This is a genomic window from Agrobacterium tumefaciens (assembly GCF_005221325.1).
Lineage (GTDB): Bacteria > Pseudomonadota > Alphaproteobacteria > Rhizobiales > Rhizobiaceae > Agrobacterium.
The window spans coordinates 2,261,558-2,286,498 of record NZ_CP039889.1; the positions used below are offsets into that span (position 1 = coordinate 2,261,558).

Genomic DNA, 24,941 nt, shown 5'->3' on the forward strand with positions numbered 1-24,941 from the left:
GTATATTAATGTCCGAACTAGCTTTCGTAGATACAAATGCCTTAATTTATCTTGGAAAAGAGCAGCTGCAGACGGGAAATCCTGCCCTAGATTCCCTTTTTACTCCAAATAATACGGTTGTTATTACTTCAACGATTCTTGCCGAGGTGACGCGCGGAGGCTACCCCGATGGGGCGCTTGTTGCTGCTTGGATTGCTAAGGGTCAAGCGTTGGGAAAAATACAAGTAGTTCCCACGCCGCAATTTCTTCCCGGATCCAGCAACGGTGAAAGAAGTATGGTCGCGGCGTCGGAGCAATTTGGCGATTCACCGATATTTTTTGTTTCGAACGACAATTATTTTGCTTCGGTAGAGCTTGGAGCAAATCAAAGATATTACAATCCTCAGGAATTTCTTCTGAAGAGCTTTCTTGATGGCGGGATAAGTGCCGCGCAATACTTTATCACTGCCGGAAATATTTTTTTGTATAGTGGTATACCCCCAATTGCTACGCCGGGAACTAATATAGTTGGTTCAAATGGCGCGCGAATTGACACTAGCGACCCCGCAGTTGTGATTGTGACGGACGCGCACGGTAACGTTCATAATTTCACACCTTTCGACAAATTTAGAATTGATCCTGATGGTTCAGTACATCATCTCGGCATTTTCAAGCCTCAAGATTACTGTTTTTCCGCAGGAACTCTGATTGAAATGGCGGACGGTACGCAGCGCGCGATAGAGACTATTTGCGTTGATGACGAAGTAATTGCTTATAATAGCTTTGGCGAATTGATACCAAGTAGGGTCGTTCGCCTGTTTCATAATATGACCGATAAATGGATCGAACTTCGCTTTTTATCTGACTCAGAGGAACATGTGCTATTAGTCACTCCTGGACACAGGTTTGCGACTGGCAACGGCAATTTTGACGCTATCGAAAACTTGATCGACTGGAATACCGGATCTGGCCGACTTCTATCGAAGAATGGTTCGCCAGTTTTAGCCACGGCTCGTCGAATTTTTTTAGATGAAAATGATGTAATTGAAAACAGACGGACAGATATTTCAAGTGTTTTTTCTTCGTCTGAAAATATGCGTGAAACATTCAATTTTGAGGTTGAAATATATCATACTTATATCGCGAATGGAATACGCGTTCACAATGATTCTCTTTTCTTTCCGCAAACAGACGAGGCGAATCTTGCGGACAATATTCTACACCAAATTTCAAATATAATTTTTGCTGATAGCCCTTGGCAGAATATCCTGATCGGGTCAGCACTGCGGTCGTTTGGTTCTGTAGCCGCAGACGCCCTGTTGGGCGATGACGATTTCAACGGTGAGCTTTTGCTGGGGCGATACGCCCTGAACGTTATTGACAGCGTCGGAGGTTATGCTGGCCGCGCGTTGGTTTCTGCGCTTATTGATGATGCCGATATCGATCCCGCGCTTGCCAGCGCATTATCGATTTTTGCCCAGCAGGCGGGTTCCAATCTGGCGCAGCTTGCCGCATTGGAGTTTCTCGCAGCGAACGCTGGTGGAATCGTTGCGTTTGAAGCGCAACAAGCGCTCGACAATTCTGCCAACGGGTTCAATTTCGGCGAGATTATTGCATCTGCAGGCTTCGCAGCGCTTGGATCCTATGCCGGGTCACAACTAGCCGATTTGCTCGATATGGATCCAGAGCTTGCAGCACTTGTCGCAGGTCCGACACAGGCTGCAATCGTTAAAATCGGCGACAATATTATTGCCGGCAACCCTTGGAATGTGGGCGTCTCCACCTCCATGCTGACTTCGCTTGGGAGCGTGGCGGGAACGATCCTGGCCAATAATATCGGAAACTTCGATACTTACACTGAGCAGATGGGGTCAAATATTGGCTCCAATATCGGCGCATTCATCTTTAGTTCGCTTGGACCTGTTGGAACGTTTATAGGATCTCTTTTGGGAGGTCTGTTAGGCGGACTTATCGGAGGGATATTCGGCGACGATCCAGAGGGGTTCGCGGATGTCGAATTCAACACCCTTGAAGATTTATATCGAATTTCGAGGGTTTACGGCGAAGATCGCGCACACAAAGACGTCGCACGGGATTTGGCCGAAAGTCACATCAGCATTGTAAAGTCCATTCTCGATTTGGTGGATGGGGACGTGCTCGCTGGTAACGTCGCGCGCCTGACCTTTGGTTTCGTCGAAGAGGATTTTTCCGTCAAAATTGACGGTAAGGAATATAATCTCGGGTCGGATGCTAAAAGCACTATTAATATAGGTGTGTTCGAGGCGTTGCGATCGATGCAGATAGCTGGCGGTGATGTGTATGCACGGCGAGCAATCCATGCGACCCTTGAAACATATCAGGAATGGTCGATCAAGACCGATGGCGCGACTGCTATTCCCAGAACGGTGATCGATCCGACAGGCGGAAGCGCAAATGTGCAAGAGACGTCCAGTTCGGATGCTCTTAACCAGTTGATGTCCGCATTGATGATCGCCAAGGAATATCAGAACTATCTGCGGAACATTTCTGCGATCAATGCCATTATCGCTGCCGATCCGAATAGTGAATTCGCCATCGGCTGGCAGATGACGCTGGCGCAGGCGTTTGCCCTGGGTATTCATCAGCGATCGGAAATCGACTGGACGGGTGGCTGGGACTGGTGGTTGCAGCATAATGCTGTCACCAGCGACAAAGTCGTGTTCACCTATCTTGATGGAGAGCGCTGGTTCGTCCTCGGAACGAATTCACCAGCAGTTATTGCGGATACGATAGCGCCAGGACAGAAAGACACGATTAACGGCGGAGATCGTTCTGATTATATATTTGTCGACGGCGACAGATTTGATGGCGATGTTTCCCAGGCCGGTAAAACTGGAGAGTTCATCGGTTTTAATGGCTTTGACAGGGCCGGTAAAACCGAGATTGGCTTTGCTGCCCGCATAAGCGGCGGTGCAGGCGACGATCAGATCTACGGGGGCGACCGCGGCAATGATCTGTTTGGTGGCGCGGGTGCTGATCTTCTTATCGGTGGAAAACTCGACGACTGGCTGTTCGGTGGGGATGGAGACGATGTTGTTCTTGCCGGCGGAGGGCTTGGTGACGTTCTGGACGGAGGTTCTGGAAACGATCGCTTATTGGGCGACGATTCCGAAGACTGGCTCTTAGGCGGTACCGGCGACGATATCCTGCGCGGATTTGCTGGTGACGATATCCTAGAAGGCGGAGCCGGTCGTGATATATTGATCGGCGGCGATGGCTCGGACAGATATGTCTACCGCGTTGATAGCGGTGTAGATGTGGTAACCGACTCTGGAGTGACCGGAAACGATGTCATCGTATTTGGAAACGGCATTCTTCCCTCTGACCTGATCATCCATCGTTCGGCAGTTGGCGATGATCTCATGATCCGCATCAACGGCAACGATTCAGCGCTTCTTGTCATCACTGGTGGCTTTCTGACCGACTTCAGCGGTATCGAACGCTTTGAATTTACCGATGGAACTGTGTGGTCAAAGGGCCAGATAATTTCTGCGATTGCGCAGGGCGGTCTTCCTTCGCTTACAAATATGGGCGATGGAGCATCCACCGCAATTGCAGGCTCGTTCGGTGATGATGATCTGGCCGGTGCGGGTGGAGACGATATCCTCCAGGGAGGTGTCGGATCTGACACCTACCGCTTCAATCTCGGTGATGGGGCGGATACCATCATCGACCTCGGTCTTTCTCGCGACATCGACCGGGTGGTGTTTGGAGCCGGTATTGTCCCCGCTAATCTGGTTCTGAGCAGGGATTCTGCCAATAGTTCTGTGCTTGTGATTGGCGTTGAAGGCACGAACGACAAGCTTTCGGTCCACTATCGGAATCCCGATTTTTCGGACGGCATCGAATTATTCGAATTCGCTGACGGCACCCGTCTATCTTACAGGGAGCTTAACAAGCTTTACATCAATCAGAACCAGACGACTGGTAACGACATGCTGGTTGGCGGGTTCTCCGACGAGATCCTATCAGGTGACGAAGGTAACGACACACTGCGTGGCGGCGGCGGATATGATCAACTTCTTGGTGGAGAAGGCGACGACACGTACATCTACCATCGAGGCGATGGATACGTCGTCATTTCAGATAATTCGGGTGCGGATAAACTGGTTTTCGGCGCAGGCATTTCTTTCGAGGACATCCATTTGTCGGCGGGCGGGCGGGACGACCGTTCGCTGCTCATTACATTCCGCGGAATGCCCGGACGCATTGAGGTGTTGGGCCAACTGTCGAGTTTCCCGCTCGAACAGTTCGAATTTGCGGATGGAACAATCTGGTCTGCACAAGACATCAAAAATGCACTCGTCGCGAGAGCTGCGGACAGAAATAATGATTATATCGTGGGCTCGTCGCAAGCAGATGTGCTCAATGGCAGCGCGGGGGATGATCGGATTTCCGGCTATAACGATAAGGACCAGATTCGCGGTGGTGCCGGGGATGACGTTCTGATCGGTGGCTGGCACGATGACACTTATTATTACGATCTCGGTGACGGGAGCGATGTGATTATCGAAGGATATGGTTACGGTGACATCGATAAGCTGATTTTTGGAAGCGGCATCTCACTTTCAAATCTGTCCTATTCACAGGATCCAAATTCAGCGGCGGCTGCCTGGATTACGTTTGGCAACGGCGACCGGCTGACTCTGCTGAACATGGGAAGGGAGAATCTGGGTGGCGTGGAGGTTCTTCAGACGGCTGATGGCACTACGCTTGACCGCCAGCAGATCCTCGATCTTTTCCGCTCCTCGTGGATGAGTGCGGGCAAGGACGTCATTCGTGGTTTCGATACGACCGATATTCTGAACGGTGGGGCCGGGGATGATCGCCTATACGGTTATGACGATAATGACCAGCTCAGCGGCGGGACTGGCGACGACGTCCTGATCGGCGGCTGGGGCGACGACACATATTATTACAATCTCGGTGACGGCAACGATGTTATCGTTGATGAAACTCATCAAGGTACGGCCGATAAGCTGATATTCGGAAATGGCATCTCGCTTTCAAATCTTTCGTATTCACAGGATCCGTATTCATCCGCTAACGGCTGGATTACCTTCGCCAACGGCGACCGGCTGACTCTCCTGAACATGGGTCGCTACTACCTGGGTGGCGTGGAGGTTCTTCAGACGGCTGATGGCACTACGCTTGACCGCCAGCAGATCCTCGATCTTTTCCGCTCTTCGTGGATGAGTGCGGGCAAGGATGTCATTCGTGGTTTCGATACGACCGATATTCTGAACGGTGGGACCGGGAATGATCGCCTCTATGGTTATGACGACAACGATCAGCTTATTGGCGGAACAGGCGACGACGTCCTGATCGGCGGCTGGGGCGACGACACCTATTATTACAATCTCGGTGACGGCAACGATGTCATCGTAGAGGAGGCATTCCAAGGTAGTAGTGACCGTCTGGTGTTCGGACCAGGTATTTATGCTTCAGACTTAACCTTCAGTTTTGATGCTTATGATACAGATACGCTAAGAATATACTTGTCGGATGGTTCGGCACTCGTCATCAAGGACGCCTTCGGAACAAATGGTGGAGGCATCGAACGTCTTGAGTTCACTGACGGTACATTTTGGGATCGTAGTGCACTTGCTGCTGCCGTTGGCCAACAAGCAGTTACTCTTAACACTATCAAGGGCAACAGCGGTGCAAATACTCTTGTCGGGACATCCGCAAATGATAGCCTAGATGGATTGGAAGGGGCGGATACAATATCAGGCGGAGCGGGAGATGATTTTGCAGATGGGGGACTGGGCAACGACACATATCTGTTTAGCCGGGGTGACGGGCGTGACGTCTTTTTCGGAAACTCCGGAACAGATACATTAAAGCTTGGCAGTAATATTGATAAATCGGATATTCTGGTCAAGCTTTACGAGATCAACCATCAGTATCTCACACTGAAGATTAGTGGGACGACGGACGAAATCAGTGTAGTGGATGTCGAGAAGATCGAGTTCGCGGACGGTACAGTATGGACCGAAGCGCAACTTTATCAGGTTTACGCCGATCAGAATTCGACCTCTGGCGACGACTACATTCATACCTATGACGGCGATGATGTCATCAATACCGGCGCGGGCGATGACCAAATTTACTCTGAAGATGGTGATGACATCATCTCCGGCGGTACAGGTGACGACTATGCCGACGGCAACTGGGGCAACGACACCTACATCTTTAACAGGGGTGACGGTCGTGACGTATTTGACGGTTCCTTCGAGACCGACACCTTGCGATTTGGTACCAATATATCGCCTTCGGATATCATTGTTCGCCTTATGGAAGCCAATCATAGCTTTCTTACGCTAAAAATTGCCGGAACAACGGATGAAATCAGTGTACGCGATGTCGAGAAGATCGAGTTCGCGGACGGTACGGTATGGACCGAGGCACAGCTTTATCAGGTTTATGCCGACCAAAATTCGTCGTCGGGCGACGACTACATTCACACATATGACGGCGATGATGTCATCAATACCGGCGCGGGTGATGACCGGATTTACTCTGAAGATGGCGACGACATCATCACGGGCGGTATGGGGGACGACTATGCCGATGGCAACTGGGGCAATGACACCTACATCTTTAACCGGGGTGACGGTCGCGACGTATTTGACGGCGCTTTCGAGACCGACATCTTGCGGTTTGGTGCCAATATATCGCCTTCGGATATCATTGTTCGGCTTATGGAAGCCGATCACACCTTCCTGACACTGCAGATTGCCGGGACCACGGATGAAGTCAGCGTACGCGACGTCGAGAAGATCGAGTTCGCTGACGGAACGATCTGGACCCAGTCTCAATTATACCAGACCTATGCAGATCAGAATTCGACATCTGGGGACGACTACATTCATACGTCGTATCTGAATGACGTCATAAATTCCGGGGCCGGCGATGACCGCATCTATGGCGAAGCCGGCGATGACATCATCTCGGGTGGCACTGGTGACGACTATGCCGACGGCGGCTCTGGAGACAACATTTATATCTTCAATAAAGGCGATGGTCGCGACGTCTTCCAAGGCGGGATTTATAACGACACCGTTCGCTTCGGTGAAGGGATACTTCCGAGCGATATAGTTGTCAGACTGAATGAAGCAGATCAGACGTTCTTCACGCTACGGATTTCCGGCTCCAGTGACGAGATAAGCATCCGATCCGTTGAGAAAATCTCGTTTGCCAACGGCGTGATTTGGACGGAGGCTCAAGTTCATCAGATTTACGCTGACCAGAACTCGACGACTGGTGACGATTACCTCTACTTTTCGTCGGGGACTGCGATTGTCAATACTGGTGCAGGTGACGACCGTGTCATCATGTACCAAGGAAACGACGTTATCGCAGGAGGTATCGGCGATGATTATGTCGACGGTAATGCCGGAAACGACGTCTACATCTTCAACCGTGGTGACGGGAAAGATGTCTTCTATGGGAGCAGTGGTTCGGACACATTACGTTTCGGGCCGACAATCGGTCTAGGTGATTTGCGCGTGTTTAGCGGTCCTTCTGAATGGACCACGATATTCTTGCCTGAGACGGGCGATATTGTTGAGATTTCGAGCGTAGAATTCGTAGATTTTGCGGATGGAACGCGTATTTCTGTGTCAGATCTGCCTAAGAGTCTGCAGCAGTCCTCAACAAGTGCTGGAGCGGTTGTCGGCACTTCGGCAAATGATATCCTGGTTGGAACAGGAGAAAACGACAGGTTGCACGGTCTCGGTGGCGACGACCGGCTGTCGGGAGGAAGGGGGGGCGACACTTACGTATTCGGGTTAGGCGACGGCCACGATATAATTGAAGAAGACGCCGATACCATCTCAACCGATGCGCTTGAACTGGGCAGTGGAATAACGACTGCTGATGTCTTCTTCGAAGTTTCCGCACAGAATGCTGACGATCTTGTTTTGCGCATCAGATCGCGCGAAGAGACCATCGTTCTAAAAAATCAGTTGGCGGCCAATGGGGCCGGAATAGAGCGCCTGCTGTTTGCCAATGGAACAGTTTGGACGAGAGAGAGTATCACGGTGACCGCTGGCGGTAACCAACCCTCAAACGGCGATGATATCCTTACGGGAACCTATCGCGCCGACGTCTTGCGCGGTGGAACCGGAAATGATGTTCTAAATGGTGGGCTGGGGTCAGACCGCTACCTGTACTCGCTTGGCGATGGAAACGACAGGATCTCCGACGTTTCGCCGGTGGATGAAATCGACGAACTCGTTTTCGAATTTGCTTATTCGGGGTCGGGTATTGCGTTCAAACGCGGCAGCGACGGGACTTCTCTGTTGATCATGGTCGGCGGCTCATCGATCGTTATCGAAAACCAGTTGGACGGCTCCGGTCATGGTATCGATCTGGTGACATTCTCCTCGGGAGAACATTTGAGCCGCAGCGACGTCGAGATCCTTGTCCTCGCATCTTCGATGACCTCCGGAAATGACGTGGTCGCCGGCACGGGGGGAGGCGATGTGATAAGCGGCGGGGCCGGCGATGATGTCGCAGACGGCAAAGAAGGCTCCGACACCTATCATTTCGGGGTCAACGATGGGCACGATGTCATTCAGGACAGCGGTCAGAATCCCGCTAACGACGTTCTTGTCTTCGGCGCGGGGATTTTTTCGACATCGGTTCGCATCTTGCGTGAAGCGAGCGGTCTCTACAGAATCGAAGGCGACAACAACGCTTGGTCGATTACCTTGGTGGGCGAGTTTGGTGGGATCGAAGAGTTCAGGTTTGCCGACAATGTAGCGTGGACGCAAACTAGCCTTAAACAAGCGTACTATAACAGCCTTGCATCCGGGAATGCTGGGACGATCATTGGCGACTCCACCAACGAGATCATCAACGGTGGTGTGGCATTCGAGATCATTCGGGGTGGCGCAGGCGACGACCAATTGAACGGAGCGGGAGGAGATGACTTCATTTTCGGTGACGCCGGCAATGATACCCTGTTCGGAGGTGACGGTAGTGACACCCTCGAAGGGGGGCTTGGGCTTGATCGTTATGATGGTGGAAATGGCTTGGATACGGTTGACTTCAGCTATTCTGGGGCCGACTGGATCATCAATCTTCTGGGGGGGCAGGCCCACACTCTCGCGAATCCCGAGGGAATTGAGACCCTAGTCTCCATCGAAAAGATTGTGACCGGCTCCGGTAATGACAATTTGACAGGCGGAATCGTTAACGAAGTGCTCATCGCAGGGGCAGGCGATGATTACCTAGACGGCGGAGCGGGCGACGATGAACTGATTGGCGGTAAGGGCGACGATGTTTACAACTATGGACGTGGGGGTGGTCACGATACGGTTGCGGAAGACCAATTGGGCGGAAACGCCGATCGACTGGTTTTTAACGGTTTGTCGACTGCTGACATTGGGTTAAGCCGCATGGGCGACGATCTCATTATCTCAGTGTGGGACAGTTCTGCTGGCGCCAACGATGGTGGATCAATCACGATAAAGAATACTCTCGGCGAGAACTCAAACAGTGGCATCGAACTGTTTACATTGATGGAAGGGACCTACACGAAGGCGGATGTTCAAAGTGTCTTGTTGTCGCAAGCAATGACGGCAAACGATGACGTGATCGAAGGTTTCCGCAATACCGGCGATTATCTCGAAGGCGGTGCGGGCAACGACGCTTTCGTGTTCAAGCCAAACTTCGGCTGGGATACGATTGGTGACTTTGTCGCAGGCGCGGGAACTGATGACGTTCTCGAGTTCCGCGGTGGCGTCCTGGCAGACTTTGAGGCAGTTCTGGCCGCGGCGTCACAGGTTGGTAATGACACCATTATCAACATTGACGGCACAAATGGCATTACGCTCGCCAACGTCAACCTTGCCGACCTGCATCGGGACGACGTGCGTTTCGTTGCATAGGATATGACGCTTGTCCAAATATTCGAATACTGAAGTGCGGCGACCTCCGGTCGTCGCTGCCTTGCGCGCAACACGCAATGCGTTTGGGTCCGTTGCTCTTCTCAGCGCGTTCACCAATATTCTGATGCTGACTGGCCCGCTTTTTATGATGCAGGTCTATGATCGGGTTCTCTCAAGCCGCAGTGTTCCAACACTTGTCGCCTTGTCGATGCTCGCCATCGTCCTCTACCTGTTTCTGGGAATTCTTGAGCTGATAAGGTCCAGAATTCTCTCGCGCATCGGTGAGAGGATCGAAGAACAACTTGGCGGTCCGACTTTCGATGCGGTGATGTTGCTTCCCCTCAGAATGTCAAAAAAGGAGGTGGCGGCACAGCCTGTTCGCGATCTCGAACATATGCGCCAGTTCATGAGCGGACCGGGTCCGGTGGCCATCTGCGACATGCCATGGCTGCCGCTTTACATCGGCATATTGTTTCTGTTTCACGCTTATCTGGGGTGGCTCGCGATTGCCGGTGCGGCTTTGCTGATCGTGCTGACGCTTTGCAGCGATGCGGTTCTGCGTGACCCCACGCGGCGGGTAGCCGCGCTCTCATCCGCGCGCGCCGATTACATTGAGGCTGGGCGGCGGAATGCAGAAGCGTTGCACGCTATGGGCATGAAAAGTGCCTACGCTCGTAAATGGCACGAGACAAACTCAGCCTATGTTGAGGAACAGCGGCACGCGAGCGATGCGACGAGCAGCTTCTCAACCTTCTCGAAGATTTTTCGCTTGGCACTGCAATCTGCCGTTCTCGCGCTGGGAGCGTGGCTTGCCATTAAGCAGCTTGCTTCGCCGGGAGCGATGATTGCGTCTTCTATTCTGACATCGAGAGCGCTTGCCCCAATTGAGCAGGCGATTGGTCAATGGCGTGGATTCATCAACTTTCGGCAGGCAAAGGCGCGCCTTGGTCAACTCCTCGACAGGATTGGCCCGGATCAGGAAAGAATGGCTCTTCCTGCACCGTCAAAAACACTGTCTGTATCCGGTGTTGCCGTTGTAGCTCCAGGCAACCAATCCCCCACTGTCCGGGACGTCACCTTCTCGCTTACAGCGGGGCAGGGACTGGGTATTATTGGTCCTAGTGGTTCCGGGAAATCCACGCTTGTGCGGGCTTTGGTCGGCATATGGCCTCCGGCACGCGGAACCGTCAGGCTGGACGGGGCGGAGATTGACCAGTGGCATCCGGAAGCGCTTGGCCCGTCGATCGGTTACCTGCCGCAGGGTGTGGAATTGTTTGATGGAACAATAGCGGAAAATATCAGTCGGTTTTCGGGATCGGCTAGCCCGTCTGATGTGATCGAGGCGGCGAAACAGGCCGATGTGCACGAGCTCATTCTGTCCATGCCGGACGGATACGACACAAGGATTGGTAACGGTGGCGCGTCTCTTTCTGCCGGACAGCGCCAGAGGATTGGGCTCGCCCGCGCGCTGTTTGGTAATCCGTTTCTGATCGTTCTGGACGAGCCAAACGCCAGCTTAGACGCCGAAGGCGAACTGGCGTTGACGAATGCCATCGCCACCGCACGGCAACGAGGTGCCATCGTGGTGATTGTCGCCCATCGGCCCAATGCGCTTTCTGCCGTGGACAATGTTCTCGTTCTTGCTCAAGGCGCGATGGTTGCCTTCGGGCCGCGTGACGAGGTGCTGCGTAAAACGACAATGCGCGCTGTATCGGAAAAAGCATGAATCCCAACACCTCGAAACCAAGCGCTGCCAGCCACTCTATCCGGCTTTATACGATTGCGGGAGCGGGAACCATTGCCTTGATGGTCTTGGGTGTTGGTGGCTGGGCCGCGACTGCAAATCTTTCCGGTGCAGTGGTGGGTGCGGGTACCGTTGTTGTCGATGGCAACGTCAAACGTATCCAGCATCGAGAAGGCGGCATTGTCGGTGATATCCGGGTGCGCAATGGGGCTGTCGTCAAGGCCGGTGATCTATTGATCCGCCTTGACGATACAGTGACGCGAGCCGGGCTGGCCATGGTAACGAAACAGATTGATCAGTTGAACGCCCGACGAATGCGACTTTCAGCCGAGCGCGAGAATGCGCCGGTAATCACGGCTCCGGCAATATCTCTTGGCCAGAAGGCTGAAGCAGACAGCGTCGAATATATTAAAGCTGAGGTGGCTCTTTTTGCCGCTCGTAAACAAACGCTCGATGGTCAGAAGGCTCAGCTCAGGCAGCGCATAGACCAGATACTTCAAGAAAACGAGGGGCTCGTTGTTCGTAAGAATGCCAAGGAAGAGGAGTTGTCGTGGATTGGACAGGAACTCGTCCGTGTCAGAAGCCTCGCCGATCAGCAACTGATCCAGTTCAACCGTCTTGCAGAACTGGAGCGACTGCGGGCTCAATTGGATGGCGAACGTGGCCAGTTGATGGCCGAGATTGCAAGGGCAGCTACGCGCGTCACAGAGACAGAACTCCAGATCCTTCAGCTTGATCAGGATCGCCTGGCCGAAGTCCTGACGGAATTACGCGACGTCGATAACAAACTCGCTGAGCTAACAGAACAAAAGGTCACGGCCGAAGACCAGTTGAAACGCATCGACGTCCGATCCCCGCAGGATGGCATAGTTCATGAACTGGCGGTCCATACCATTGGCGGTGTCATAGGGGCAGGTGAGACCATTATGCAGGTCGTCCCGGTTCATGACCGTCTCGTCGTGGAAGCTCACATACAGCCCGCCGACATTGACCAGATGCATGTCGGCCAGCAGGCAGTCCTACGATTTTCGGCTTTTAACCAGCGTACAACTCCGGAAATTGCTGGGCAGGTGGGAACGGTCGCCGCTGACCTGGCTCACAATCCACAAACGGGTGAGAGCTGGTATACGGCCCGTATCCAGATCGAGCCGGAGGAACTGTCGAAGCTGGGTAACCTCAGTCTGCTCGCAGGCATGCCGGTCGAAGCGTATATCAAGACGAGCGAAAGAACCGCACTATCCTATCTCGTCAAACCGCTCGCCGACCAGATCAACAGAGCTATGCGCGAGGATTGATGATCACGGCGACAAAGGAACAAGACAGTGGTTGATTGTTTGGACTGATCCCGGGATTTCTTTGGAGGGCAGTGGGGTTGATGTCTCGTTGGGACTTGGCGGCGGGCGCGGCAAGAAAATAGTGTGACCGGTCATATGCTCACGGTTCCACAGAAAAAGGGTCGGCCAAATATCCCTCTCGCCGTCTCGCGACAGTTGATCCCAGGACAAAAGACCTTTCGCTCATCTCGGTCAAAAAGCTGACGTTGGCCCCTCCGCTGCCGTTCAAGGCATAATCAAACGCTGAGCGGCCGCGCTGAGCTTGCGACATCCTTCAAGCAAATGACGCTGCAAAATTGCACTTGCAGCGTCGATATTCCGATCTCTGCAAGCCTTTAGTAGAGCACGGTGCTCCTCCTGCGATTGCTGCTCATAGTCCAAGCTGGATAGCAATACACGTACGTAGCGGTCGGCTGCATCATGGTGGGTAGCGATAAGGCCGATAAGCCGCTCATTTTGGCAGGCGCCGTAAAGTGTCATGTGGAACTGCTTATTCAGCGTCCCCCAACGCCCCACATCCGTCTCAGTGTCGATCTGTGCGAGAAGCGTTGCAGCCCTGTCCAGATCGGCCGTCGTTAACCCAGCATATGACAGGTGCAGGGCTTCCGTCTCCAATAGTGAGCGAATGGAATAGATCTCCGCAATCTCCTTGGCATCCATTCTTGCCACGAAAGCGCCCTTCGTCGGGTGAATGGTTACGAGGCCCTCGCTTTCCAGAAGCCTCAACGCATCACGCACAGGCATGCGGCTGAAACCAAATCGTGAGGCCAGTTCGTCTTGCCGCAGCGCGACGCCACCGCGAAGCTCACCACCGGAAATCGCTTCCCTCAGGATCCTCGCGATGCGATCCGCCACAGTCTCTGGCCGGATGGCTTCAACATTTACTGCGGCGAAATCGTCCATGCCCAACCTTTTCCGAACCAGCAATCATCTTGATTACGTCAGCGAATCTCGTATACGAGTATACACCTGCAGGAGATTTTTGCCATGCCCTTGTCAGATGTCGTTCCTTATTTCAGCCAGTGGGAAACGCCGGAAATGACGTTGCCCGTGCTTGCCGAAGGATCTGCGGCGCTGCTGCGCGATCCGCTCTGGCGGCAATCTGGCGCCGAGACGATCGAGGAATACGCGCGCTGGGCGGTCAATGTCTGCGGCATGGCCTGCCTGAAGATGATCCTGGCAGCGCGGGGCGACCTGCATCCGACGCTTGCTCTCGCCCGCGCCTGCACCGCCTATGGTGGCTATGTCGTCAACGAGCTCGATGCCTCGATCAAGGGGCTGATCTACGCGCCTTTCGTGATCTATGTGCGCGAACGCTTCGGACTCACGGCAGAAGTAATAACGGGAGTCGCGACAGAGAACATCCCGGGCATGCTCGCCGAACGGCCATTCTTCATCGCCTCCGTCAATAGCAACATACGGTGCCCGGAACGCATGCCACCTTCAAAAGGCGGGCATCTCGTTCTGGTGACGGCAGCCTCGGCTGAGACGGTCCGTTTCCACAATCCATCCGGCCATGATGCCGCGAGCCGGGCGGATGTCGCGCTGCCGCTTGCCGTATTCGACCGCTTCTTCGCCAATCGCGGCATCGCGATCGGCTTCTAACATCTATTTCGACACCAGATCAGTTTGGAGATTTTCATGACGTCTTCCCGCGGCAGGCTGCGTGTCGCCGTTCTGTTCGGCGGCCGCTCGGCCGAACACGACGTCTCCGTCATGTCGGCGGCGAATGTCGTAGGGGCACTGGAGCCCTCGAAATATGAGGCCGTGCCGATCTTCGTTACGCGGGAAGGCGAGTGGCTGCTCAGCCGTTTCGAAAATGGCGTGCTCGCCAAGCCGGCAAGCGGTACCGAAATCGCGCTGGTGCCCGGTGGGCTCGGACGGATGATCGCTATCGACGGAGGCAGGATGAGCGATGCCGGGAAGATCGATATCCTTTTCCCGGTGCTGCACGGCATTTTCGGCGAGGACGGCTCGGTGCAAGGGCTGGCGGAAGTGGCCCGCGTGCCGCTGGTCGGCTGCGGCATCCTGGGCTCGGCGACGGCGCTCGACAAGGATATCGCCAAGCAGCTGCTGCGGGCGGCGGGGCTGCCGGTGGCGCGAGCTGTGACCGTGCATGCGGATCGGGCGCCGTCCTTCGACGAGCTTGAAAGCGAGTTGGGGTTGCCGCTGTTCGTCAAGCCGGCGCGTCAGGGCTCTTCGGTCGGGGTGCGCAAGGTTTCCGGCAGTCAGGAATTTGCGCCGGCGCTCGCGGAAGCCTTCAAGCATGACCGCAAACTGCTTGCCGAAGAATTCATCCGCGGCCGCGAGATTGAGTGCAGCGTGCTTGAGGACACCAAGGGTGGCCTATTCGTTTCCCGCCCGGGTGAGATAATCCCGGCCGACAGCCACGGCTTCTATAGCTACGATGCGAAATATATCGACGAGGATGGCGCGGCGCTGAAGGTTCCGGCAGAGCTTCCCCCAGAGGTCGAGACGAAGATCCGCGAGACTGCAGCCCTTGCCTTCCGGGCGCTCGGTTGTGACGGTATGGCGCGTGTCGATTTCTTCCTGACCGAGGACATGGCTTTTTTGGTCAACGAGGTGAACACCATTCCCGGATTCACCGATATCAGCATGTATGCGAAGGCGATGGCTGCAAGCGGCGTCAGCTATCCTGATGTCATCGATCGGCTGGTCGAGCATGGTCTCGCACGCGCCGGCCTCTGAGCCGCAAAATGTCTCTTCCCGGTGTGGTAGACATGCACCGGGAAGAAAAACACCGCAGCTTCGTCTCTTCTTGTCACAAGAACTGGAATAAGCCGGATTAATTGCCGTTGCATGCCTGCGTCTGCTGTGTTTCGTGCGTTTTTTGCGGGTATGTATTACATAACTTATTGAAAACTGGTGGTGATAACGATGTCTAGCGTGGCGATTAAGGTACTGTCGACGGTGAACGCCCCTTACGGGACGAACCTTTCGGCAGAGCAACTCGCTTCGAAGATTTCGGATTTTGCGAGCGTTGACAATTTCGATGCTTCCGCATTCTCATTCTATTCCGAAGTGAAAGCCGACCTCCAGCACCAGTTCCTGGACGAGATGGAAATCGACCACGGCACCGCATCCGAGATTGCCCAGAAATTCTCGCAGCTGGCTGGATATCCCCTCGCCCTAGCCGCTTGAGGGCTGTCCTGATGAGCCAATGGGAAAGCCTTTTCGACCAGGCTGTGTCAATTATCAATCAGGCGAACTCTTCTTTCAAACTCCTGGATAGCTGGACTTTCGGCGGTGGCACCGCCCCTTATGCTCCAGATAAACCATCGTGAAAGCTTCGATATCGACATTTTCATCGATGATCCGCAGGTCCTCCCATATCTGAACCCGACAACACAGGGCTATACCCTGCAGGTGAACCCAGGTTTCGGACGGGACGCGTGCGTTGAAAATCGTGTTTGCGGGCATCGGTGAAATCGACTTTATTTGCGCTCTAAGTCTGACCAACGATCCCACATCCCGTGTCGCAGTACGTGGAATCGAAGTTGACCTTGAGACCCCGGGCGAAATCATCGCGAAGAAAGTTCACTATCGAGGATCCTCTCTTCAGCCACGTGACATGTTCGATATCGCGTGCACCGCCAAGGCACTCGGCGATGGATACGTTCTCGAAGCTCTCTTGCCATTCAAGACAGGGCCGCCGCTGCATTGGCAGTCGCCGAGAGAATGGATGCAGGCCTCGCTAGCACAGTCATGGGAGCTTCAGTACAGGGAAGGATATGCGGATATTCCGAAAACTGTTCAAGCGACGACAATCTCGCTTTTGAAAGCGGTGTGCGATCACAAGCCAGCGTTATCCGCAGCACCTTCCTCTCCGTCTCCGCGCTGATTTCTCAGCGACTTGGCGACCTTAGCTATCCCGCCGTTCGGTCGATTATTCTTTCGGTGCGCATCATTTCGATTAGCCAGCAAAACCAAGTTAGGGCGGCGCCAGCGAGTGTGAATGAATTGTGTTGCAAGTGCTTAGCCAATCCACGGCGCGTGGTCGACGGTTCGATTCCTATCAAGGCGATGCAGGGTCCGTGATTTTAGAGGAGCCGCGGTTTACTAGGGCCATGGCTGCCGAGTAGGGGTCTTGAACTGCCCCCCATTTCGACCGGACAGTCGGCATAAGCAGAAAGGCTCAAGCACAGGCTTGAGGACAGGCTTATGTCTAACGAGTATCGACACGTTGAATTGCTGACGGGTGATGTTCGCCGCAGGCGGTGGACAACCGAGCAAAAGCTGACAATCATTGAGCAGAGTTTCGAACCCGGCGAGACGGTATCTTCGACCGCTCGCCGTCATGGCGTCGCGCCCAATTTGCTTTATCGGTGGCGCAGGCTCTTGAGCGAGGGAGGTGCTGCAGCCGTGGATTCTGACGAGCCGGTTGTCGGGAATTCGGAAGTGAAGAAACTGGAGGATCGCGTCCGGGAGTTGGAGCGCATGCTCGGTCGCAAGACGATGGAGGTCGAAATCCTCCGCGAAGCCCTTTCCAAAGCGGACTCAAAAAAACGGATATCGCGGCCGATCTTGTTGCCGAAGGACGGTTCGCGATGAAGGCCGTCGCAGACACGCTAGGCGTCTCCCGTTCCAACCTCATCGAGCGGCTGAAAGGCAAATCAAAGCCGCGCGGAGCCTACCACAAGGCCGAGGATGCGGAGCTTCTGCCCGCCATTCGCAGGCTGGTGGATCAAAGGCCGACCTACGGCTATCGGCGGATCGCCGCGCTCCTCAATCGCGAAAGGCGAGCCGCCGATAAGCCTGTCGTCAACGCCAAACGGGTTCACCGCATCATGGGCAACCACGCCATGTTGCTGGAGAAGCATACGGCCGTTCGCAAGGGCCGCATCCATGACGGCAAGGTCATGGTCATGCGCTCAAACCTGCGCTGGTGCTCCGACGGTCTGGAGTTCACTTGCTGGAATGGTGAGGTCATTCGTCTCGCCTTCATTATCGACGCCTTCGACCGCGAGATCATTGCCTGGACGGCAGTTGCCAATGCGGGCATCTCCGGCTCGGACGTGCGCGATATGATGCTGGAGGCGGTCGAGAAACGCTTCAACGGAACCAGAGCCCCACATCCAATCGAACATCTGTCGGACAATGGGTCGGCTTACACCGCGAGGGATACGAAGCTGTTCGCCCAGGCGCTCAACCTGACGCCCTGCTTCACGCCGGTGGCCAGTCCGCAGTCGAACGGAATGTCAGAAGCTTTCGTCAAAACCCTGAAGCGAGATTACGTCCGCATCTCGGCACTACCGGACGCCGAAACGGCGCTCCGTCTCATCGACGGATGGATCGAGGACTACAATGAAATCCATCCCCATTCCGCTCTCAAGATGGCTTCCCCTCGGCAGTTCATCAGGGCTAAATCAATCTAGCCGACATGTCCGGCGAAACGGGGGCACTCCAGGTCTCGGCATTGACTGTCAGCACACGCATCTTGATGTCTGCAATGGTGTTGAGAGTGCAGCAACGTAGCCTTATTCGGCCGGTCCCAAATGAGGGGATCACCAAAATTCGCTCGAATGACTATTCGCACGCGTTATGGTAGCGGTATGCGATGCAGGGTAGGGGGGCGGCTGTGCTGAGAAGTTTGTTTCTTTTGGCCGGTATAGTTTCAGCTGTTCCAGCGTTTGGGCATTGCTTGACCCCAAATGAAACCAAGCAGGGCGTGCTCCTCACCAGAGAGCAACCATTTTTCTCCGTCTTCTATAAACCGACTCAATCAGGGTTAACCGAGCAGCGGCTGATGGTACGGCGCGGTTCGCTGGAGCCAATATCTGCGGAATATCTGCACCCCTTGCTCGTCACCAAACGGATCAGCGCGAAGGGCGCGCAAGAGCTGATCTACTCGGATGCGACGACGCTCGACGATTTGCCATTAAAGGGAAACTGGCGATCCGGTACAACGCTGTTTGTAAATGGTCAGAAAACGGTTGCGGGCACGACCACCATCACCTTCGAAAAATGGGCCGAGGAAACAATTGGATTCTGCTCGTATCCGGTTTGGGTGGTGAAAAGCCGCGTGGAGCTGCAAGGACTGTCTCCGATAATCTTTGAACAATATTACTCTCCCAACCTTAACCTCTTGCTTCGCTCGATCAGACTCGACCCGTCGGGACATCCCATTAGTGAAGTCCGATTTGACAGGTTTCAGATTGGTTGGAGCAACTGAAACCTGGTGGCGGTAGGACGGGACTGCTTCGCCGGATATCTGAGACATTCGCCTACCCAATCTTGTCGATTTAGGAATTATCACCAAAGACTGCTTTCTGCACAACGGCGAGGCCTGCTTCGACGTGTGGGACCAACGTGCTCGACGACCGTGATGGCCGCACACGTGGGCGTCAGTCGACCTTGCGACGACCCGTGCTGGCGCATTTTCCGGAAGCGGTCGATCTTCCGCTACCGGCCTATTGCGGACTACAATCAATGAACATTACCACCGTGGCGAACACGCGCGTACCCGCCTTCTGTAAGTGCGCGTAAGCCACGCACTTATCGGCCATTTTCGATCGTAATCGCGTGGCGTCTGAGCCCTGCAAACAAGGTCGCGAAGTCAGGGGCTTCATAAGCAAACAGGTTCTTGCCAGAGCGCCGATCGGTCGCAGCTGCTGCTTCTGCTTGAAATTTAACTAACCTCGCGGATAAAAGGAGAATTTCAGCCAGCTTACGAACTTCACGACCGGGTCTGTGATGCTGAAATAAAAAATCGCAACGAGAAAATTGCTTTTTAGGGAGCTGCCGACTGGACCATCGTAAAACGTCATTCCGTAGGATCGTGGCCCCTCTCGGAAGGGGAGGAATAGAGCTATCAGTGCGAACGGTATAACCATCAGGTGGACTTTAGTAATGCCCCAGGTGAAGCTATCGTGCGGCTTGGAAAGCTCCACTGAAAAAAGATAGATCATCCTTATAATCATTAACAAACTGATGATGTAATTAGAGAATAAAAAGCTATTCCAACCGTCAATGCTGCCAAAATGTCCTGTTATTTGAATAATGTAACGCAAATTTACTGGCCAAAACATCCAGAACGCGGCTGCATTGAGGTGGTCAACTCCAGACCAAAGAAGCGGCGATATCACGCTACCAGCAATATATGCTGTAAAATACGAGACAACAGATGCCTTGATGAACTTTCTCTCTAACAAGATGACTGAATCTTCGGTCACTTTGGGATCCCTATTGGCCGATTAGCATGAATGGACGAACTAATACGCCTGCTTGAAAATGTAAGTCATTGCTGTGCTAAACTTGAAGTCTGTCGAGGCAATTTGTGGGACAATCTCCGCAAGGAGACCGGCACTCGATGTAGCTGTATCATCGGCGTAGCTCAGATATCGCGATCTGCTGGCGTCGCCGATATTTGGGAGGCAGCTCTGCGGTTGGCAGATCGTCGGCCTTGAAATGCTTACCGGTGGACCATGGGAGCATGTTAAGCACCACACCAACCCCCGCGATGATCGTCGCTACTACGGGCCTAGCTCCGAATTTGTTCAACCCAGGAAATTTGAAGCCAGAAAGAAGAGCACCGAGCGGTTTAATGATCAAAAACGGTATCAACAAGAACGGCATAGAGACGAGAAAGAGCACCGCCGGGATCGCAGCCTCCAGCATAGGGTCGCCGCCGTATCGGAGGCGAAGACGCGGGTTACAGGCGACTGCAAAAGGAATTAGTTCTTCCATGAAGCGAACGTAGTCGGCGGATTGATCGATACGTGTCTCTCCTTGCCAATGCAGTGAGGAAATCTCCTTAGATACGAAGAGCATCCGCAAACGCGCGGTGTAGACCGGAAATCCAGTGGAGCCGACTCCACTCGTTACGTGAATGTGCAGGAACCGAATAGATGTCCACGGGATCAGTCTCAAAGACTGTCCTTGCCTCATCAAAAGGCCTTTGGCGTCAATGGCGTAAGACGTCGTGACCATCGTGAACCTTGGGGAGATTTGATAGGGGATCGCGACTTGCGTGGTAAAGCTGTACGTCGGAGGGTCATCCGTCTGCAATTGAGAGCTCCGCGCGTTCCAAATGAAAAAGACGACCTAACCGGCTTTATTCGCTAGTCAGAACGCCAGTGGCTGCCGATGACATGATAACCTTGCTGTGGATAGACCCAGGCGGTATCAAGCGCAGCGCCCACCACGAATACAACGACGAAAAGCGTGACCGCCGCAAAGGGGGGACTCCTTATGGCGATCAGGTGCTAAATCATCCTCTAATTTCTGCTCGTAGTACATGTGAAGGAGGCTTTTTCCGTTCATCTTAAAATTCTGGGTGTCTTATTGGGGCCCCGCTTCGCGCTTCTGCCCCACGGCGGTTCAACTGCCTTGCCGCAGGATCTGCCAGTTAGGCTTCACATTTTCGGACCGCCGCCTTTTTTCTACCAGAGGACGCGCATTCCGAGAAGCCTCAACCTCTAAAGCTTCGTAGCCGCGTGCCCAGAACGAACTCCGGTTCCCAATTACGTCGACCAATTCAACCTCACGAACCTTTTCGTCCTTTTGGAGTAGAGATCCCAGCCAACTTCCAAATTCCTTTTCGTTGCGGAGCGTTCCAAGCCTTGTTGGTCGTCCCAGCCGCCTGACATTTAAAGCCCGAGCAATCACTGTTGTCATATCCGCAGGCCGAGCCTTTGCGTCTGGCCAAGGGTGAGGGTCTGTTTTTCGACCAGTGCAGCGCGATGCGTCCGCTCCACCAGTCCGGTCACCTGTTTGATCCGTTCGACGGAGACATGCGCGTCTGCCGTAATTCGGAGCCTGTCCAGATGCTCGTTGCGCAGGTTTGCCGTACCGAACCGTGTTTGCAGGGCGTTGTCGATATCCTGCGCTTCCTCCAGCGCCTTGCGGCCTTCTGCCGAGTTCATCATCTGCTTCACGTAACCCGGCTTTTCGCTATATGGCAGGGCGTCGAGGTGTGTGAGGATTTCCTGGCTGCGCGGTGTGAGGGCGGGGACCTCGACGACATCGCATTTCTCGCGCTTCCATGTTTCGGAGTTGCGTTCGCGCTCCAGCTGCCGTTCCCATGTTCTGGCGGTATTCTCGACAAGCGATGCGACCGACCGGGCGTAGTGCAGCGCCTCTTTCCTCTCCCTGTTGTCACCGAGGATGCCGGACTTGCCGCGGAGCGCTCCGAACCGGTCGGGGCGTTCCCGGATCGCTCTTGCCAGAATGGCAGGATCGGTGGCGGGATCGAGCAGGTATTGTTTGATGGCTTCGGATGCGCTGAAGGCATCATGATAGACACGGATGGCGACATTGCGCACCACCTCCATGCCGCGCTCCAGTTCCGGCCGCGCTTTTTCGAGGGCGATCTCATCGACGGATTTGTCGTAGCGGGTGATGGCGGGCACAAGCGGTGCGGCGACTTGAGGCGTTTGATGCTGAAGATGCAGGTCGCGGTCTGCAACGCGGTCGATGTCTACGCCCTGTCGTGGTCCCCGTCGTTCTGCCGTCTGCCGCAAGGCGGTTTGCCTGACCCGTTGCTGCTGCCGGATCCCGTCTTCCTTTTGCTCCTTCAGCCCGCGGCGCTCGGCAAAGGTGTCGGTATAATCGAGCGTGGTTTCTTTCAGCCCCGAGCGGCCGAGGCTGGCGGTGAGATCCTTGATGTTTTTGAACTCGTCACGTCCAGCATAAAGCATTGCCTGATGACGATGGCGGGTCATGGCGACGTAGGTCAGATGCCGGTCCATGCTGGCGGATGCCATGACGAAGGACCGGTCGACGGTGGCGCCTTGCGCCTTGTGGATCGTGGTGGCGTAGCCATGATCAAAGGATTGATAGTCTTTGGGGTGGATAGTCAGCCTGCGGCCGGTTTGCGGTCCGCCCGACAATCCGTCGAGCCGCAAATGTAATGCGTCCGGTTCGACGGCGTCCACCGTCCCCAGCATGCCGTTTTTGACGCCCAGCCAGCGATCGTTCCGCAGCAGAACGATGCGGTCGCCTGAGGCAAAGGCACGGCTGCCATTAACCGTCCGATAGACGATCTCGCCATCCGTTTGCTCGGCCCTGTCCCTGACGCCATATTCAGCATTCGCGGTGACGGACCGGCTGCTACCTTTTGCCAGAACACCTTCCGCCTGAAGGCCTTCCCGGATGGCGTCATTGATGGCGCGGACATCGACACGGCGATGGGCAAGGGCGATGCGGGACTGATCCGGATTTTGTAGTCTGTCGGCGAGATAGTCACGCACGAGGTCTGCGCATGCCTGTGCGCGGTCGTTAGCAAAGCGGATGGCATTCTGCCTGGCGTAATCGGCCAGAGCGTCATGTGTGCGATGGGTGGCAAAGGCGATCGAGGCCTGTCTTTGCCAGTCTTCTGTCTGGCGCCGGATTTCGGTCAGTTCGATGGCGCCGATCCGTTCGGTGATGGCCCGGAAGGGGGAGCCGGCACCGATCGCCTGCAACTGCTCGTGATCGCCGACCAGCACCAGTTTGGCGCCGCGCGCCTCGATCTCCCTGACGAAGCGGCAAAGCTGCCGGCTGCCGATCATGCCGGCCTCGTCGATGACAAAAATGTCTTTTGGGCCGAGCATGGATCTTTCGTTCTCCCAGCCAAGCTCCCACGACGCCAGCGTGCGCGACGCTATGCCTGATGATGCGGACAGTCCCTCCGCTGCCTTGCCGGCAAGGGCAGCACCATGGACACGATAACCGTCGGCTTCCCATGCCCGCCGTGCCGCCGTCAGCATGGTCGACTTGCCGGCGCCGGCAAAGCCGATCACCGCCGATATCTGTTCGGGTCCGGTGACATGCAACACGGCTCTTTTCTGCTCGTCGCTGAGACCCCTTCCTGTGAGGTCTTCGTTCTGCCGGACGATTGCATTTGTAGCCGTTGTCGCTCTCACAGCGTGACCTGATCGCGCCGCCATCCTTGCTGCACTGTGCGCCATCAGTTGTTCGAGTTCGATCATCTCGCGGGTAGAATAGCGGGCCGGTTCGTGTCTCTGCTCCTGCTGCAGAAGGACGAGCTGCGGTGAGGCCATGACGGCGGCAAGGGCATTGTGGAAGGCGGCCGCATCGGTGATGTAGCGGCTGAGGGTTCTTGCGATATCGTGACGGGTAAAGACGCTCTGGTCTGATGTGATGAGGGCAAGCACCTGTTCGGGACGGCGGCGGATGAGTTCGGCGTTTCGTCGTGCGGCATCATCCTCGATCCGGCACCGGGAGACATCGACACCACGCTTTTTCATCTGCGAGGCATGCACGCCCATGTGCGCGGTTGGCTCGATGGCAAGTCCACGGGACAGATGCGAGCGGTGATCGACGCGGCGATCGAGACCGGCGCGCAGCAGGTGCCGGTTGACGAGATCGGCAAAGGCCTCTCGCACCGCCTTCATCTGCATCTGCGAGGTCGGCAGGCCATTGTCGATCAGCCATCTGTTCTCCCGCTCGATCAATGTCTTTTGTGCAAGGCCGGAAGGCGTAATCACCCGGGTGGTCATCACCACATGGGCATGAACATTGCGGTCGTCGCTTTTGCCTTGCGGTACATGAATGGCGAAGTCGACGGCAGCGCCAAAGCGATTGGCAAGATCGGCGGCGAAGGCACGCGTGAGCGACAGTCGCTCAGTATCGGTCAGTTCATGCGGAAGGGCGATCTCGAACTCGCGGGCGACACGGGCGTCGCAGCGACGTTCGGCGAACTCTGCGGCATTCCAGAGGGAGGAACGATCCAGCGCCCACGGGGCATCGACACCGTCGGGCAGAATGATTTCCGCATGAACCACGCCCTGCTTTGCGGTGAAGTCGTGAGTAATGCACTCACGTTCATTGAGGATCCTGCTGGCGGTGCGATAGGCGATGGCGGCGACCGCACTTCTGCCGGCGCTGCGTCCGATCGGTTTTACACTGCAATGATAAATCGCCATGCCGTCTCCCGATAAAACGCGCCGGCAAAGGACCGAGGGCTGGAGCCTGGGCTGCGTC

General features: G+C 54.9%; 13 protein-coding genes. 9 read left to right on the forward strand and 4 right to left on the reverse strand.

What is annotated here, in order from left to right:
* Positions 1-8 precede the first annotated feature (8 nt).
* Genes CFBP5499_RS25300 through CFBP5499_RS25310 form a run of 3 tightly spaced genes read left to right on the forward strand, consistent with a single transcriptional unit; the run spans position 9 to position 12,956 of the window.
* The gene (locus CFBP5499_RS25300) at positions 9-9,917 is read left to right on the forward strand and encodes a calcium-binding protein (RefSeq protein WP_137081367.1); all 9,909 of its coding nucleotides are present in this window, start codon (positions 9-11) and stop codon (positions 9,915-9,917) included.
* A gap of 10 nt (positions 9,918-9,927) precedes the next feature.
* A complete protein-coding gene (locus CFBP5499_RS25305) occupies positions 9,928-11,643 on the forward strand; it encodes a type I secretion system permease/ATPase (protein ID WP_080827596.1) in 1,716 nt (571 codons plus the stop codon).
* Positions 11,640-12,956 carry an HlyD family type I secretion periplasmic adaptor subunit gene (locus CFBP5499_RS25310; protein ID WP_080827595.1) on the forward strand — a complete coding sequence of 439 codons (1,317 nt, stop codon included), beginning with the start codon at positions 11,640-11,642 and terminating at the stop codon, positions 12,954-12,956. Before CFBP5499_RS25305 ends, CFBP5499_RS25310 begins: the two co-directional genes overlap by 4 nt.
* Before the next feature lie 264 nt (positions 12,957-13,220).
* On the opposite strand, the gene CFBP5499_RS25315 is transcribed toward CFBP5499_RS25310, so the two are convergent.
* The gene (locus CFBP5499_RS25315; RefSeq protein ID WP_080827594.1) at positions 13,221-13,898 is read right to left on the reverse strand and encodes a GntR family transcriptional regulator; all 678 of its coding nucleotides are present in this window, start codon (positions 13,896-13,898) and stop codon (positions 13,221-13,223) included.
* Positions 13,899-13,982: 84 nt separating this feature from the next.
* Between CFBP5499_RS25315 and CFBP5499_RS25320 the strand changes: the two genes are divergently transcribed.
* From CFBP5499_RS25320 to CFBP5499_RS25350, 6 genes are all read left to right on the forward strand, one after another.
* Positions 13,983-14,600 carry a C39 family peptidase gene (locus CFBP5499_RS25320; RefSeq protein ID WP_080827593.1) on the forward strand — a complete coding sequence of 206 codons (618 nt, stop codon included), beginning with the start codon at positions 13,983-13,985 and terminating at the stop codon, positions 14,598-14,600.
* Positions 14,601-14,636: 36 nt separating this feature from the next.
* Entirely contained in the window at positions 14,637-15,704 is a 1,068-nt protein-coding gene (locus CFBP5499_RS25325) for a D-alanine--D-alanine ligase family protein (RefSeq protein WP_080827592.1), read from the forward strand.
* A gap of 189 nt (positions 15,705-15,893) precedes the next feature.
* Positions 15,894-16,157, forward strand: a complete 264-nt coding sequence (locus CFBP5499_RS25330) for a hypothetical protein (RefSeq protein ID WP_080827591.1) — start codon at positions 15,894-15,896, stop codon at positions 16,155-16,157.
* A gap of 256 nt (positions 16,158-16,413) precedes the next feature.
* Positions 16,414-16,857 carry a hypothetical protein gene (locus CFBP5499_RS30590; protein WP_233284244.1) on the forward strand — a complete coding sequence of 148 codons (444 nt, stop codon included), beginning with the start codon at positions 16,414-16,416 and terminating at the stop codon, positions 16,855-16,857.
* A gap of 320 nt (positions 16,858-17,177) precedes the next feature.
* A protein-coding gene (locus tag CFBP5499_RS25345; RefSeq protein WP_137066218.1) for an IS3 family transposase occupies positions 17,178-18,391 on the forward strand; the annotation gives its coding sequence in 2 pieces (ribosomal slippage) (positions 17,178-17,514 and positions 17,514-18,391; 1,215 coding nt in all).
* A 182-nt stretch (positions 18,392-18,573) separates the two neighbouring features.
* Positions 18,574-19,188: a hypothetical protein gene (locus CFBP5499_RS25350; RefSeq protein ID WP_080827589.1), complete on the forward strand. Its 615-nt coding sequence runs from the start codon at positions 18,574-18,576 to the stop codon at positions 19,186-19,188.
* Positions 19,189-19,648: 460 nt separating this feature from the next.
* On the opposite strand, the gene CFBP5499_RS25355 is transcribed toward CFBP5499_RS25350, so the two are convergent.
* The 3 genes from CFBP5499_RS25355 to traA all read right to left on the reverse strand — a co-directional run bounded on the left by CFBP5499_RS25355 (position 19,649) and on the right by traA (position 24,883).
* The gene (locus tag CFBP5499_RS25355) at positions 19,649-20,188 is read right to left on the reverse strand and encodes a hypothetical protein (RefSeq protein WP_080827588.1); all 540 of its coding nucleotides are present in this window, start codon (positions 20,186-20,188) and stop codon (positions 19,649-19,651) included.
* A 148-nt stretch (positions 20,189-20,336) separates the two neighbouring features.
* Positions 20,337-21,023 carry a hypothetical protein gene (locus CFBP5499_RS25360; RefSeq protein ID WP_233284245.1) on the reverse strand — a complete coding sequence of 229 codons (687 nt, stop codon included), beginning with the start codon at positions 21,021-21,023 and terminating at the stop codon, positions 20,337-20,339.
* 605 nt (positions 21,024-21,628) lie between these two features.
* Entirely contained in the window at positions 21,629-24,883 is a 3,255-nt protein-coding gene (gene traA, locus CFBP5499_RS25365) for a Ti-type conjugative transfer relaxase TraA (protein ID WP_080827587.1), read from the reverse strand.
* Positions 24,884-24,941 lie beyond the last annotated feature (58 nt).